Source organism: Sphingopyxis sp. GW821-FHT02C12 (assembly GCF_059421785.1).
In genome coordinates, this window is the sequence record NZ_JBWKVQ010000001.1 from 1258202 (window position 1) to 1272678 (window position 14477).

At 68.6% G+C, this 14477-nt stretch carries 14 protein-coding genes; 8 read left to right on the top strand and 6 right to left on the bottom strand.

Annotated elements, in window-relative coordinates; all coding sequences use genetic code 11:
• Positions 1–4: 4 nt before the first annotated feature.
• Positions 5–373: a hypothetical protein gene (locus AC07U1_RS05955; RefSeq protein WP_056341969.1), complete on the bottom strand. Its 369-nt coding sequence runs from the start codon at positions 371–373 to the stop codon at positions 5–7.
• Positions 370–1050 (bottom strand): EI24 domain-containing protein, encoded by a 681-nt coding sequence (locus AC07U1_RS05960; protein ID WP_495177165.1) that lies wholly within the window; start codon positions 1048–1050, stop codon positions 370–372. The genes AC07U1_RS05955 and AC07U1_RS05960 overlap by 4 nt, the downstream gene beginning before the upstream one ends.
• A gap of 110 nt (positions 1051–1160) precedes the next feature.
• Here AC07U1_RS05960 and AC07U1_RS05965 point away from each other — a divergent pair, with 110 nt between their 5' ends.
• Together AC07U1_RS05965 and AC07U1_RS05970 are read left to right on the top strand one after the other, a co-directional pair.
• A complete protein-coding gene (locus AC07U1_RS05965) occupies positions 1161–2159 on the top strand; it encodes an adenosine kinase (protein ID WP_056341976.1) in 999 nt (332 codons plus the stop codon).
• A gap of 56 nt (positions 2160–2215) precedes the next feature.
• A complete protein-coding gene (locus AC07U1_RS05970; RefSeq protein WP_056341981.1) occupies positions 2216–2473 on the top strand; it encodes a hypothetical protein in 258 nt (85 codons plus the stop codon).
• Positions 2474–2476: 3 nt separating this feature from the next.
• Here AC07U1_RS05970 and AC07U1_RS05975 read toward each other — a convergent pair whose 3' ends face one another.
• The 3 genes from AC07U1_RS05975 to tsaD all read right to left on the bottom strand — a co-directional run bounded on the left by AC07U1_RS05975 (position 2477) and on the right by tsaD (position 6151).
• The gene (locus AC07U1_RS05975; RefSeq protein ID WP_187139255.1) at positions 2477–4036 is read right to left on the bottom strand and encodes a lipopolysaccharide biosynthesis protein; all 1560 of its coding nucleotides are present in this window, start codon (positions 4034–4036) and stop codon (positions 2477–2479) included.
• Positions 4037–4112: 76 nt separating this feature from the next.
• Positions 4113–5105, bottom strand: coding sequence for an NAD(P)H-dependent glycerol-3-phosphate dehydrogenase (locus tag AC07U1_RS05980; protein WP_495177164.1), 993 nt, complete (start codon positions 5103–5105; stop codon positions 4113–4115).
• A gap of 11 nt (positions 5106–5116) precedes the next feature.
• The gene (gene tsaD, locus AC07U1_RS05985; RefSeq protein WP_187139253.1) at positions 5117–6151 is read right to left on the bottom strand and encodes a tRNA (adenosine(37)-N6)-threonylcarbamoyltransferase complex transferase subunit TsaD; all 1035 of its coding nucleotides are present in this window, start codon (positions 6149–6151) and stop codon (positions 5117–5119) included.
• Between the two features lie 63 nt (positions 6152–6214).
• On the opposite strand from tsaD, the gene hemC reads away from it, so the two are divergent.
• Genes hemC through AC07U1_RS06010 form a run of 5 tightly spaced genes read left to right on the top strand, consistent with a single transcriptional unit; the run spans position 6215 to position 11144 of the window.
• Positions 6215–7162, top strand: a complete 948-nt coding sequence (gene hemC, locus AC07U1_RS05990) for a hydroxymethylbilane synthase (protein WP_495177163.1) — start codon at positions 6215–6217, stop codon at positions 7160–7162.
• The gene (locus tag AC07U1_RS05995) at positions 7159–7842 is read left to right on the top strand and encodes a uroporphyrinogen-III synthase (RefSeq protein ID WP_495177162.1); all 684 of its coding nucleotides are present in this window, start codon (positions 7159–7161) and stop codon (positions 7840–7842) included. The genes hemC and AC07U1_RS05995 overlap by 4 nt, the downstream gene beginning before the upstream one ends.
• 19 nt (positions 7843–7861) lie before the next feature.
• Positions 7862–8779: a hypothetical protein gene (locus AC07U1_RS06000; RefSeq protein WP_495177161.1), complete on the top strand. Its 918-nt coding sequence runs from the start codon at positions 7862–7864 to the stop codon at positions 8777–8779.
• 48 nt (positions 8780–8827) lie between these two features.
• Positions 8828–10030, top strand: coding sequence for an acyl-CoA dehydrogenase (locus tag AC07U1_RS06005; protein WP_492734991.1), 1203 nt, complete (start codon positions 8828–8830; stop codon positions 10028–10030).
• Positions 10023–11144 (top strand): CaiB/BaiF CoA transferase family protein, encoded by a 1122-nt coding sequence (locus AC07U1_RS06010; RefSeq protein ID WP_495177160.1) that lies wholly within the window; start codon positions 10023–10025, stop codon positions 11142–11144. Before AC07U1_RS06005 ends, AC07U1_RS06010 begins: the two co-directional genes overlap by 8 nt.
• A 57-nt stretch (positions 11145–11201) precedes the next feature.
• On the opposite strand, the gene AC07U1_RS06015 is transcribed toward AC07U1_RS06010, so the two are convergent.
• Entirely contained in the window at positions 11202–13565 is a 2364-nt protein-coding gene (locus AC07U1_RS06015) for a TonB-dependent receptor (protein ID WP_495177159.1), read from the bottom strand.
• A gap of 217 nt (positions 13566–13782) precedes the next feature.
• On the opposite strand from AC07U1_RS06015, the gene AC07U1_RS06020 reads away from it, so the two are divergent.
• The gene (locus AC07U1_RS06020) at positions 13783–14424 is read left to right on the top strand and encodes a TetR/AcrR family transcriptional regulator (protein WP_495177479.1); all 642 of its coding nucleotides are present in this window, start codon (positions 13783–13785) and stop codon (positions 14422–14424) included.
• Positions 14425–14477 lie beyond the last annotated feature (53 nt).

The window sequence follows — 14477 nt, forward strand, 5'->3', positions numbered from 1 at the left end:
CACCTTAGCGGCGCAGCGTCTCCGCGCAGCTGCCCAATTCGGCATTGCGCCCGTCGGGGGTGCGCGCGTCGACATGGGTCGCGACCGGCGCGGCGCCGGCGCGCGGGGCGTAGAAATAGATATCGATGACGCAGGCCGACCCTTCGAACTGCAGCTTGCGCGCGGCGCCTTCGGTGACGTCGAGGCGCGGTTTGCCGAACATCCGGCCGATGGCATCGGCGCTTTGGCCGATCAGGCTGTTGGTCTGGACGGGGCGCACGATGGTCGGCGGCGGCGCCGCGGCGACCGGCGGCGGGACGTTGCGCGGCGAGGGGACGGCGGCGGTGCAGCCGCCGAGCAGGGCGAACAGCAGGACGGCGGAAAGGCGGGTCATGGATGGTCCCTGTTTCGCAGGTGAATGAGGTGGACGGCCATAGCCGCGCCGAGGATGGGCGCCAACAGGTTGACGACGGGTACCACAAAGGCTGCGGCGGACAGAATGCCGAGCGCCCAGCGGTCGCCGCGCGCGAGCCGCGGCGCGTCGGGATGGCGGGCGAGCACCATCGCCTCTAGATCGCGGCCGAGCAGCGCGGCGTTGATCGCAAAGGCGAGCAGGGGCGCGCCGATCGCGGTGAACAACAAGGGGATATAGAGTGGCAGCGCGACCATGTTCACCAAGATCAGCCGGACGACCGAGACGAGGCCGAGGCGCAGGCTCTTGGCCAGGCTGACCGGCACCGCGCGCCGCGCCGCCTCGGGATAGCGGCGCCCCTCGACGTCGGCGACGATGCCGTCGGCGAACAGGCCGACGACGGCGATCGCGACGGCGCGGAACAGCAGCCAGCTCGCGCCGAGCAGCGCGAGGGCGATCAACAGGCCCGCCATGTCGAGCTCGACCTCGCCGAGCCATTGCCAGTGATAGAGCGCCCAGCGCGCCGCAAAGAAGATCGCGGCACCCACGGCCACGAAGATCAGCAGCGTCAGCGCGAGGCTTTGCGCGAGGACGCGAAGCACGCGCGGCTGCGGCAGGTCGCGAAACGCGAGGAGCAGGGCGTGGACGGCGCGGGCCATGACACGCGATGGCGCGGCGACGGGGGCGGCGTCAAGCGTCGCGCTTGCCTTGGCGCGTCGCCATCCCTAAAGCCGCGCGCAATCTTTTCCCATCACCGACTGGAATTTTCATGGCCTCCACCGCCCGTTTCGACGTCGTTGCCATCGGCAATGCCATCGTCGATGTCATCGCCCGCGCCGACGATGCGCTGATTACCGCCGAAGGACTGACCAAGGGCTCGATGCGGCTGATCGATGCCGACGAGGCCGAACGGCTCTACGCGGCGATGGGGCCGGCGATCGAGATGTCGGGCGGCAGCGCGGCGAATACGCTGGCGGGCATGGCGGCGCTCGGCGAACGCTGCGCCTTCATCGGCCAGGTCGCCGACGACCAGCTCGGCCATGTCTTCACCCATGACCTGCGCGCATTGGGCGTCGCTTATGAAACCCCGCCGCTCGCCGAGGGCGCGCCGACCGCGCGCTGCCTGATCCTCGTCACCCCCGACGGCCAGCGGACGATGAACACCTTCCTCGGCGCCAGCCACCTGCTCGAACAGGCGATGATCGACGAGGCGTGGATCGCCGATTCGGAAATCCTCTATCTCGAGGGTTATCTGTGGGATCCCGAGCTGTCGCGCGCCGCGATGCGCCGCGCGATCGACGTGTCGCGCGCGGCGGGGCGCAAGGTCGCCTTCACCCTGTCCGACGCCTTCATCATCGACCGCCATGGCGAGGATTTCCGCAACCTGATCGCCGAGGGGCTGTTCGACATCCTGTTCGCGAACGAGGTCGAGATCTGCGCGCTCGCCGAGACCGAGGATTTCGAGGCGGCGGTCGCCAAGATCGCGCCGCAGGTGCCGCTGCTGATCGTCACGCGCGGGGCGCATGGCGCGATCGCGCTGCAGGGCGGGACGCGTACCGAAGTCGGCGCCGAGCCGATCGAGACCGTCGTCGACACCACCGGTGCGGGCGACCTGTTCGCCGCCGGTTTCCTCGCGGGCCTCGCCGACGGCCGCAGCATTTCGGACTGCCTGACGATGGGCGCGGTGTGCGCGTGCGAGATCATCGCGCAGGTCGGCCCGCGCGCGCAGACCGACCTGAAGGCGAAGGTAGCCGCACGCCTCGGCTAGGAACTTCGCGGTCGTTGAAGCGTCCTATGCCCCATCACTGGCACAGGAGGCTTCACATGGCCGATGAAATCCATACCACGCGCGATCCCGACGGGACGACGCACACCACGACGATCGTCGATCGCGAACCGCGCCGCGGCGGCGGGATGGGCATGATGCTGATCCTGCTCGTCGCGCTCGCGGTCGCGGGCTTCGTCGCCTTCCAGTTCCTCGGCAATGAAAAGGCCGAAACCGGCGCGATCACCGAGGCCGCGCAAAAGGTCGGCGATGCCGCGCAGGATGTCGGCGACGCGGCGCAGAAGGCCGTCGACTGATCTTCAGCCGGCGACGGTTTCGGCCGTTGCCGGTTCGGGATGCTTCTTGAACAAGGCGCGATCGGCGGGGCCGAAACCGCGAGTCCAGATCAGCCAGCTATAGATTCCCAGGATGACGGGGACCCCGATCAGCAGTTCGGCCCATTCGGGGAGCTGCGTCGCGCCCCAGCCGAGCACCGCGGCGCCCGCGGTCGCCCACACCAGCGCCCAGCGCAGGCTGTTGACCGGGGTGCCGAGGATGCGCCCGAGCAGCCAGGCCTTGGCCACCGACGCGAAGCCCAGCGCGATCATCAGCGCGAGCGCGACAGCCGCGGCGTAGTAGAGCGGCGGCCAGCCCATCGCCTCGGCGGTCTTGATGAAGAGGATGCTGAGCGCCGCCTGCAGCGCGAGGGTGGCGAGGCTGATCAGCAGGTTGCGGTGGCGCGCGACATAGACGAGCGCCGCCTCGCTCACCACCGCGGTCGCGGCGACAACCTCGGCAGCGAGCAGGAAGGCGAGCGCGGTACTGCCACCGACGAAGGCGGGGCCGACGAGGCCCATTACCGCCTCGCCCGGGATGCCGAGCGCGAGCGCGACGCCCGCCTGCGCCGCGATGATCCAGAAACCGACCTGGCTGACCTGTGCCGCCACGGCGCCAAGGCGATTCTCGGCAAGGTTGCGGGTGATGACGGGGCCGAGGATCGGTTCGAAACTGGTCTTGAGCTTCTGCGGCAGCGAGGCGACCTGCTGCGCCATATAATAGATGCCGTAGATCGTCGGCGAGGTGAACTGGCCGAGGATGAACAGGTCGAGGCGGCGGGTGCCCCATTCGATTGCGTCGGCGGCGGCGAGCGGCGCATTGCGGCGCGCGACCGCCATCAGATGCACCGGATGCGGCTGCCACCCGCGCGGTCCGCCATAGTGGCGCAGCATCGGGTAGAGCGCGGTCAAAAAGGCGCCGATCATCGCGGCGGCGTAGGACAGCATCAGCCCGTCGCGCACCGACACGAACCAGAAACCGGCGGCGGCGATGCTGATCACCCAGGGTTCGACGACCGCGCGGGCGCGGACCGTCGCGCCGATGTCGAATTTATAGGCGCAGGCGGCGAGCGCGATGTCGGTGCCGGCGATCGCGAAGACGAGCCCGGCCATCCAGCGGTCGGTGCTGTCGATGCCGCCGGCGGGGAACATCAGTTGCGGAAAGGCGAGGAGCAGCGCCGACCCTGCGGCCGAGGCGAGCAGCGCGACGAACATGCCGTCCCACACGACCATGCGATGGTCGGCATCGGGCGCGCTCAGCTGTTCGGCGAGGCCGCGCTTGAGGCCGAGGGTGGCGAGTTGGGCGACGAGTTCGATGACGAGCACCGCGAAGGCGAAGCGCCCGACCGCTTCGGCGCCATACCAGCGGCCCGCGACGTAGAGGAAGGGCAGGCGCGCGACGAGGCGGAGGATGAAGCCGAAGAAATTGGTGCGACCGCCCTTGGCGAGCGCAGCGGTATCGGCGTCGCGCGGCGGATCGCCGGGTGAAGGGGAAGGCGACGCGCTGTCGGGGGCGGGCGCGGCCGCGCTGTCCGTCTGGGTCAAACCTGCGGTCCCCCTTGCTCCTCGCCCTGCCGCTTTCTAGCGCGGCAGGGGGGGAGTGGCAAATGTCGTCGCTGGCTCACCGGCCCTCGCGTCGCAGCGGGCGGCTGAGCAGCGCCTGAATGGCTTCGCCGGCGCGGATTTCGCCCGCGACGAGCCGCGCCACCGCGTCGGTGATCGGCATGTCGATGCCGTCGGCGCGCGCCGCGGCGGCGACCACCGGGGCGCTGAACGCGCCCTCGGCGACGGTGCGGCGATCGGCCATCAGCGCCTGCGCCTCGTCGCCGCGCCCGAGGCCCTGGCCGAGCGAGAAGTTGCGCGAATTGCTCGAGGTGCAGGTGAGCACGAGGTCGCCGAGTCCGGCGAGCCCGGCGAGGGTTTCGGCCCGCGCGCCGCGCGCAAGGCCGAAACGGGTCATTTCGGCGAAGCCGCGGCTGATCAGCGCGGCGCGGGCGTTGAGGCCGAGCCCGGCGCCGTCGACGATGCCGCAGGCGATCGCGAGGATATTCTTCACCGCGCCGCCGATCTCGGCCCCGATGACGTCGGCTGAGACATAGGGCCGGAAATGCGGGCGCGCGAGCGCGCGGGCGAGGTCGTCGGCGACCGCGGGGTCGGCGGCGGCGAGGGTGATCGCGGTCGGCAGCCCGGCGGCGACCTCGTGCGCGAAGGTCGGCCCCGACAAGACCGCGACCGCGCGGCCCGGCGCCACGTCGCGTGCGATGTCGACCGGGAAGGCGAAGCTTTCGGCCTCCATGCCCTTGCTGCACAGGATCAGCGGTGCATCGCCCGGCGGCAGCGCGGCGAGCACGGAACGCAGATAGGGAACGGGGACAACGATCAGCAGCGCGTCGCATACCGCCAGGTCGGCTAGGGTGCCGGTGGCACTGAGCGAGGGTGACAGCGCCGCGCCGGGCAGGAACAGCGTGTTGCGATGTTCGATGTTGACCGCCGCGACGACCTCGGCCTCGCGTGCCCAGAGCCGGACCGGGGCGCCATCGGCGGCGAGCAGTTGCGCGAGTGCGGTGCCCCAGGCGCCGCCACCGACCACGCCGAAGCTTTGATATGACGTCATGCTTTCACGAGTCATGCTTTTACTCCGGCGCCGCGCACGGCTTCGGCCTCGGGATCGAGCGGCCAGCGCGGGCGGGCGGCGGTGTCGAGCGGATCGGTGAGCCCCGCGGCGAAGCGTTCGGCGCCCGCCCAGGCGATCATCGCGCCATTGTCGGTACACAGCCACAAGGGCGGAGCGACGAAGGGCCTGTCGTGGCGTGCCGCCAGATCGGTCAGCGCGGCGCGGATCGCGCCGTTCGCGGCGACCCCGCCCGCGACGACGAACGCCGTCGCCTCGGGGCAGGCGGAAAGCGCGATGCGGCTGCGGTCGACCAGGCAGTCGACCACCGCCTGCTGGAAGGAAGCGGCGAGATCGGGGACGCTGTGCTGGCCCGACGCCGCCGCGCGCGACACCGCGCTCTTGAGCCCGGCAAAGGAGAAATGCGGTTCGGCGCTGCCGACGAGCGGGCGCGGTAGCGGCACGGCCTTGGGGTCGCCGTTTTTCGCGATGCGCTCGACCGCGGGTCCGCCCGGGTAACCGAGGCCGAGCAATTTGGCGGTCTTGTCGAAGGCTTCGCCCGCGGCATCGTCGATCGTGGTGGCAAGGCGGCGATAGTCGCCGACCCCGCGCACAAGCAGCAGCTGGCAATGGCCGCCCGACACGAGCAGCAGCAGATAGGGAAATTGCAGCGACGGATCGGCGAGGCGCGGGCTGAGCGCGTGGCCCTCGAGATGGTTGACCGCGATCAGCGGCTTGCCCGCGGCGTGGGCGAGCGCCTTGCCGGTGACGAGCCCGACCATGACGCCGCCGATCAGCCCCGGGCCGGCGGTGGCGGCGATCGCGTCGACGTCGGCGAGCGTCTTTCCGGCATCGGCGAGTACGCGTTCGACGATCGGCGCGAGGCGGTCGACATGCGCGCGCGCCGCGATCTCGGGCACGACCCCGCCGAAGGGGGCGTGATCCTCCTCCTGCCCGGCGACGCGGTGCGCGAGGACGCGCCTGTCGCTGTCGACGAGCGCTGCCGCGGTTTCGTCGCAGCTCGATTCGAGGCCGAGGATCAGAGTCATATTGTTGCGCGCCCCTTTACGCGCCCCTTGGCGGGCAGGGCAAGGGAGGCTAGCAGCAAGCCGATGAACAGGCTTCCCACTCCCGACGCTCCGCTGCGGATCGGCACCCGCGCCTCGCCGCTGGCGATGGCGCAGGCGCATATGGCGGCGGCGGCGCTCGCGCAGGCGCATGGCCTGACCGAAGATTCGCTCTTCCTGGTGCCGATGACCGCGACCGGCGACCGCATCCAGGACCGGGCGCTCGCCGAGGTCGGGGGCAAGGCGCTGTGGACGCGTGAGCTCGATGCGGCGCTCGATGCGGGGACGATCGACATCGCGGTGCACAGTCTGAAGGATGTCGAGACGCTTCGCGATCCGCGCTTCGCGCTCGTCGCGATGCTCGAACGCGCCGACCCGCGCGATCGGCTGGTGGTGCGCGAGGGAATCATGGCGGCGACCATCGACGCGTTGCCGACGGGCGCCAGGCTGGGGACGAGCAGCCCGCGCCGCGCGGCGCAGGTCAAGCGGCGCCGGAGCGACATCGAAACGCTGTTGCTGCGCGGCAATGTCCAGACCCGGCTCGCCAAGCTCGCGGCGGGCGATGTCGATGCGACCTTGCTCGCGGCGGCGGGGCTCGACCGGCTGGCGATGTTCGATATCGGTGTGGTGCAGGACGCCGCGACCCTGCTGCCCGCCGCGTCGCAGGGCGCGATCGGGATCGAATGCCGCAGCGACGACGATCGGGTGCGCGCGCTGCTCGCGGCGGTCGATCATGTTCCGACGCACCGCGCGGTGATGGCCGAGCGCGAATTTCTCGCGGCGCTCGGCGGCGATTGCCGCTCGCCGGTCGCGGCGCATGCGCGTTTCCTGGATGATGGCACGCTGCAGCTCGACGCCGAGCTCTATTCGGAGGATGGCGCCGAGCATGTCGTCGGGCATGCGGCGGTCGCGGGTCCCGACGCCGCGGCCGAACTGGCGCGCGACCTGCTCGGCCGCGCGCCCGATGCGGTGCGGCGCCTGTTCGGGGTATGATGCTGCCCGTCATCGTCACGCGTCCCGAACCGGGCAATGCGGCGACGGTGGCGCGGGCGCGGGCGGCCGGCCTCAACGCCTTTGCGATGCCCTTGTTCGCGGCGGTGCCGATCGAGTGGCGTCCGCCCGACGCGGGCGAATATGACGCGCTGCTGCTGACCAGCGCGCAGGCGGTGCGGCTGGCGGGGTCTGGACTGGACCGGCTCGTGTCGCTGCCGGTCCATGCCGTCGGCGCGGCGAGCGCGGCGGCGGCCGAGGCGGCCGGGTTGCGCGTCGCGGCGACGGGAACCCGCGACGCACAGGCCTTGATCGACGCCATGACGTCATCAGGAAAGCCCCGGATCCTGTGGCTTTGCGGGCGCGAGCGGTCCGATTTCGACGCGCGCGGTGCGCGGCTCGACGCCCTGCCCTGCTATGCCGTCGATCCGGTCGCGCCGCCCGCCGGCTGGGATCGGCTGACCGGCGATTCGGCGGTGATTCTGGCCCATTCGGCGCGCGGCGCGGCGCGGATCGCGACGCTGACCGAGGGGCGGCGCGGGCGCCTGTCGCTCGTCGCGATCGGCCCGGCGGTGGCCGAAGCCGCGGGCGAAGGCTGGGCGGCTGTTACCGTTACGGACCGTCCCGAAGACGCGGCAATGGTGACAGCGGCTTATGCTTTGTGCCAAAAGGCGCAAAAATAGGGTCGTTCGAAAGAGGTTTATGGCAATCGACAGCAGCGATACCCCCGTCCGCCCGGGCGAGGAAGGCGCGAGAAAAGGGCCGTCCTTGCGCAGTCTGGCGATCTCCGGACTGATCCTGCTCCTGATCGGGGTCGGCGGTGGTGGCTGGGCGATGAACCGCTGGCTGGCTGGTGGCGATAGCGCGCCGACGACCAAAGTCATCGATACCGCGACCCCCGGAGGGGTGCTCGCGGTGGTCGGCGCCGGTGAGGCGGCCGCTCCGACCGGCGGTGCGGCCGCGCCGATGATGGTCGCTCCGGTCGACGGGGCCAGCCCGCTGACCACACGCGTCGCCGAACTCGAACAGCGCCTATCGCGCATCACGCTCGAAGCCGCCTCGGCGTCGGGCAATGCGTCGCGCGCCGAGGGGCTGCTCGTCGCCTTTGCGGTGCGCCGCGCGCTCGATCGCGGGCTGTCGCTCGGTTATCTCGATGCGCAGCTGCGGCTACGCTTCGGCGACGACCAGCCCAATGCGGTGAAGACGATTATCGAAACCTCGCGCGACCCGATCACGCTCGAACAATTGCGCGCCGAACTCGACGCGATCGCCCCCGAACTGGTCGGGCGCAGCGGCGATAGCGGCAGCCTGTGGACCGGTTTCCGCCGCGAACTCAATGAATTGTTCGTCGTCCGCGAGGCCGGGACCCAGTCGCCGCGCGCCGCCGAACGGCTCGAACGGGCGCGGCGCTATCTGGCGAGCGGCATGGCCGACAAGGCGATCGCCGAGGTCGAGGCGATGCCTGGCGCCGCCAATGCCAACGCGTGGCTCATCGACGCGCGGCGCTATCACGAAGCGCGGCGCGCGCTTGACCTGATCGAGACCGCGGCGATATTGGAACCGCGCGACAGCCCGGCTGCCGCGATGGCCGGAAAAGCCCCGGCCGCCACCGCCCCCTAGCGCGCGTCCCGACAGGGGCGCTCGCCGTTAGAGAGAAAGCCCCGTCCCATGGCCCTCGCCGATCCGCAGCGCGTCGTCGCGCTCGACCCGCTCGATCCCCTGCTGCTCGACGCGCAGCTCAGCGACGAGGAGCGCATGGTGCGCGACACTGCGCGCGCCTATGCCGAGGGCGAGTTGTTGCCGCGCGTGACCTCGGCCTTCCTCGACGAGCGCTTCGACCGCGAGATCATGTCGGAAATGGGTGCGCTCGGCCTGCTCGGCGCGACGATCGACCCCGAATATGGCGGCGCTGGCCTGAGCTATGTCAGCTACGGCCTGATCGCGCGCGAGGTCGAACGCATCGATTCGGGATACCGGTCTGCCTGCTCGGTGCAGAGCAGCCTCGTGATCCACCCGATCAACGCCTATGGCAGCGAGGAGCAGAAGCGCAAATATCTGCCCGGGCTGACCTCGGGCGAGCTTGTCGGTTGCTTCGGGTTGACCGAGCCCGATGCCGGCAGCGACCCCGGCGGCATGCGTACCCGCGCCGAAAAGATCGCGGGCGGCTACCGCCTCAAGGGCGCGAAGATGTGGATCACCAATTCGCCGATCGCCGACGTCTTCGTCGTCTGGGCGAAGTCCGACGCGCACGACGGAGCGATTCGCGGCTTCGTCCTCGAAAAGGGCATGAAGGGCCTGTCGGCGCCGAAGATCGAGGGCAAGGTGAGCCTGCGCGCCTCGGTCACCGGCGAGATCGTGATGGATAGCGTCGAGGTCGGCGAGGATGCGCTGCTGCCGCATGTGTCGGGCCTCAAAGGCCCGTTCGGCTGCCTCAACCGCGCGCGCTACGGCATCGGTTGGGGCGCGATGGGTGCGGCCGAATTCTGCTACGAAGCGGCACGCAATTACACCGGCGAACGCAAGCAATTCGGTCGCCCGCTCGCGGCGAACCAGATCGTGCAATTGAAACTCGCGAACATGCTCACCGAAATCGCGCTTGGCCTGCAGACCGCGCTGCGCGTCGGGCGGCTGATCGACGAGGGGCATGTCGCCCCCGACATGATCAGCCTGCTCAAGCGCAACAATTGCGGCAAGGCGCTCGATATCGCGCGCGTCGCCCGCGATATGCACGGCGGCAACGGCATTTCGGCCGACTATCATGTCATCCGCCACGCGGTGAACCTCGAGACGGTCAACACCTATGAGGGCACGCACGACGTCCATGCGCTGATCCTGGGGCGCGCGATCACTGGCATTTCGGCCTTTGCCTAAGCCGCTGGAGGGCATCCGCGTCGTCGAACTGGCGCGGGTGCTCGCGGGGCCGTGGTGCGGGCAATTGCTCGCCGATCTGGGTGCCGAGGTGGTCAAGGTCGAGCGCCCGGGCGCCGGCGACGACACGCGGCTGTGGGGGCCGCCCTTCATCGCCGGCGCCGCAGGCGAGAATCTCGGCGCCGCTTATTATCACAGCACCAACCGCGGCAAGTCGGGGGTGGCGATCGACATCGCGACCGCCGAAGGGCAGGCCGCGGTGCGCGCGCTGATCGCCGATGCCGATGTCGTGATCGAGAATTACAAGCTCGGCGGGCTCGCCAAATATGGGCTCGATCCGGCGACGCTCCGGACCGATTTCCCCGAGTTGATCGTCTGCTCGATCACCGGTTTCGGCCAGACCGGACCCTATGCGCACCGCGCGGGCTATGATTTCATCATCCAGGCGATGGGCGGCGCGATGTCGCTGACCGGCGAGCCCGACGGCCCGCCGCAAAAGGCGGGGATCGCCTATGCCGACATCTTCACCGGCATGTATTCGACGGTGGCTATCCTCGCCGCCCTGCGACGCCGTGACGTCACAGGGGCGGGCGCGCATATCGACATGGCGCTGCTCGATTGCCAGGTCGGGGTGCTCGCCAATCAGGCAGCCAATTATCTCGCGAGCGGGGTGTCGCCGAAGCGCATGGGCAATGGCCATGCCAATGTCGTGCCCTATCAGGCCTTTGCCACCGCCGACGGCCAGCTGGTGATCGCGGTCGGCAACGACGGGCAGTTCAGGAAGCTGTGCGCGGTGCTCGGCGAGCCGGGCTGGGCCGACGACGCGCGTTTCGCGACCAATGCGGCGCGACTGGCGAACCGGGCGGCGCTGATTCCGCTGCTCGCGGCGAAGATCGCCGGCTGGGAGGCGCAGCCGCTGTCGCTCGCGCTCGAGGCCGAGGATGTGCCCGCAGGGCCGATCAACGACCTGGCGGGGGTGTTCGCCGACCCGCAGGTGCAGGCGCGCGGCCTGCGTTTCCGTCCCGAGGGCGCGTTCGTCGATGGCGTCGCGAGCCCGATCGTGATCGACGGCGAACGCATGGTCGCGCCGGGCGGCGCGCCGGTGCTCGCCCGATAAAAAAAAGGGGCGCCGTCGCCGGCGCCCCTTTCCCCCTTTTTCGCTTGAAACCGCCGGTCAGAATTTGACCGTGCCGGTGACGAACACCTGCCGCGGGTTGCCGTAGAAGGCGGTGACGACGCCCTCCTGGCCCAGGCTGGGTGTCACATTGCCGGCTGCTGTCAGGATCGGCACGCCCGTCGTCGGGTTGACGGCGACGAACTGATAGCCAGAGGTCTTATATTGTTTGTCCAGGATGTTCTTGGCGTGGAGACCGATCGAAAAGCCGTCGTCGCTCGACGACCAGACCAGATTCGCATCCCACAGGGCATAGCCTTTCTGGTCGAGGAAGGGGCTGGGGGTTTCGAACTGGGTGGTCTTGCTGCGGTAGGACAGCGTGGTCGACGCATTGATCGAGCCGAAAAAGCCCGGGAACTGCCCCGACAGCGTGCCCGACGCCGTCCATTCGGGGGTGTTCTGGATGCGCCGGAAATCGGCGACATCGACGCCGAGATTATTGATGAACTTCAGATATTTGCCGTCGATATAGCCGAGCGTCCCCGCCAGATTGATCGCCGATCCGTCACCCGCGAAATCGCGGGCCAGGGTGGCGGAGCTTTCGACTTCCACGCCCTGCAGGCGGGCCTTCGAGGCGTTGGTGGTGATGCCGGCAAAGGTTTCGAACACGCCGTCGCCATTATTGTCGACGCCGACCGATCCGGGAATCTGGACGTCCTTGTAATCGGCCCGGAAGGCGGTGACGGCCAGGCGCAGGCGGCGATCGAACAGTGAACCCTTATACCCCAGTTCATAGCTGTCGACGGTTTCGGGATCGAAGGTCAGGAAATCGAAGATCTCCTGATAGCTGCGCACCCCGTCGCGATTGGTGTCGGGTGCGCCCGTGGAGTTGCCGCGCGGGTCGAAGCCGCCGCCCTTGAAGCCGCTCGAATAGGACGCGTAGATCATGTGGTCGTCGGTGGGTTTGAACGAGACCGAGGCGCGCGGGGTAAATTTGGTGAACTTGCGCGATCCCTTGAAATCGGAATCGGTGACCAGCGCCACCGGCGCGACGCCGCCGAGCAGCGGATCGGGTCCAAAGATACGGCGCTGTTTCAGGATGCGCGCGTTACGCACGTCCGATGTGTAACGCCCGCCCAGCGAGACCGAAAGCTGATCGGTGACGTCATAGGTGAAATCGCCGAACACCGACCAGGTGGCGGTCTTGACCGTGCCGCCGGTGTAGGACGAGAATTGCGGGAGGCTGAGCAGGTTGCCCGTGGTGTAGAGCAGCACGTCGAAATTGGTGATCGCCTTGGCGTCGAGATAGTAGAAGCCGACGAGGCCGTTCAGCCTGTCGCTCTCATAGAGCAGCTGGAATTCCTGGCTGAGCTGTTCGTTCTTGTAGAAACCGGGGACGTCGACGTCGACGGCGGGCAGCGCGTCGAAATCGATCGGACCGAAGGTGGTGTCCTTGCGCCATGCGCTGATGCTACGCAGCGTGACCGTGTCCGACAGATTGGCCGAAACATTCATCGCGAGGCCGTAAGCCTCGATATCCTGCTTGGGCGTGATGAGGCCGCCGCGCGTGTCATAGACATCGTCGAGCACCGGCGTGCCCGTCTGAAGGCTGCGGATCAGGCGATGGCCGCCGCGCGGATCGGACTTGTCCTTGGTGTAGTCGCCCGAAATGCGGATCAGGACCGGTTCGCCATAGCCGCCGAATTCGACGGTGCCCCGCCCGGCCCAGACATCCTTGTTATAATTGTCGAGCCCGGTCGTCAGATTCTTGCCGAACCCGCCGCGCGACAACCGCGCAACCGACCCGCCGACACGGAGCAGGTCGCCAACCGGCGCGCTGACGGTGATCACGCCTTCGGCCTGATCATAGGTGCCATAGGCCGCGCGCAGCTTCAGCGAAAAATCCTGTGGCAGCGTTTTGGTGACATATTTGACCGCGCCGCCGATGGTGTTGCGCCCATAAAGCGTGCCCTGCGGGCCACGCAAAATCTCGATCCGCTCGACGTCATAGATGTCGAGCACCGCGGCCTGCGGGCGGTTGAGATAGACGTCGTCGAGATAGATGCCGACGCCGGCCTCGAATCCGCCGACCGGATCCTGCTGCCCGACGCCGCGAATGAAGGCGGTCAGCGTCGAATTGGTCGCGCGCGAATTTTCCAGCGTGACGTTGGGCGTTGTGTCGGAAATCGCGGTGATATCGGACGCACCCGACTGTTCCAGCGCCGCGCCCGAATAGGCGGTGACCGCGATCGGCACATCGAGCAGCGATTCTTCGCGGCGGCGCGCGGTGACGACGATGTCGCCGTCGCCTGTGTCGGCGCTCGCGCCTTCCTCCTGCGCGAAGGCGGCGGGGGTGAAGGCGAGCAGCGACAGCGCGCTCGTGGCAAGGCAGGCGGCGCGCAAGGCGCGGGCGGTGTGGCGCATGAAGTCTCTCCCAGTCGCGGCGGCCAATCGCCGCCTTTCGATTTTCTTGGGCCTGGTCTTGCCAAGCCGCGCCTCACCCAATAATGAAACATGAACCAAGTTTCAACTTGGAAAATTTATCGGCTGTCTTTTGACGGCGGGTGATGCGAAAAAGCCACGCTGCCGAGCGGTTCGAGCGACGGAACGGACGGTGCGGGGGAGGACGGGAAGGCAGATGATGGACGAGCCGCGAGGTTCCGCGCCCGGCAAGGGTGGCGAGGCGGGCAATCCCGACAAAACCCCGCGTACCGAGCGCGGGCGGCGGACGCTGCGCAAACTGCTTGACGCCGCGGCGATCGAGTTCGGCGAGCGGGGATTCCATGAGGCGTCGATCAGCGGCATCACGCGTCGCGCCGGCACCGCGCTCGGCAGTTTTTACACCTATTTCGATTCGAAGGATGAAATCTTCCAGGCGCTCGTCCGCTATATGAGCGAGCAGTTGCGCGACTATGTGACCCCGATCGTCCAGGCCGCGCCCGACGGCATCGCCGCCGAACGCATCGGGCTTGAATCCTTCCTGCGCTTCGTGCGCGACCACAAGGAAATCTATCGCATCATCGACGAGGCCGAATTCGTCGATTACGCCAGCTATCGCCGCCATTATGAAACCACCGTCGCACGCGTCCGCCAGCGGCTCGAGGCCGGCGCGGCGCGCGGCGAGATTCGCGCCGACGTCGGCGAAATCCACGCCTGGGCGATCGGCGGCATGAATGTCTTTCTCGGCATGCGATACGGGCTGTGGGACGAGGGCGTCGATATCGAGGAAATCGCGCGCGTCGCCAACGACCTGCTGGCGAACGGGCTGGCGAAGAAGGATTGATATCGTCGCCCCCGCGAAGGCGGGGGCCGTTGGAGGTTCATTCCTGCGTGACA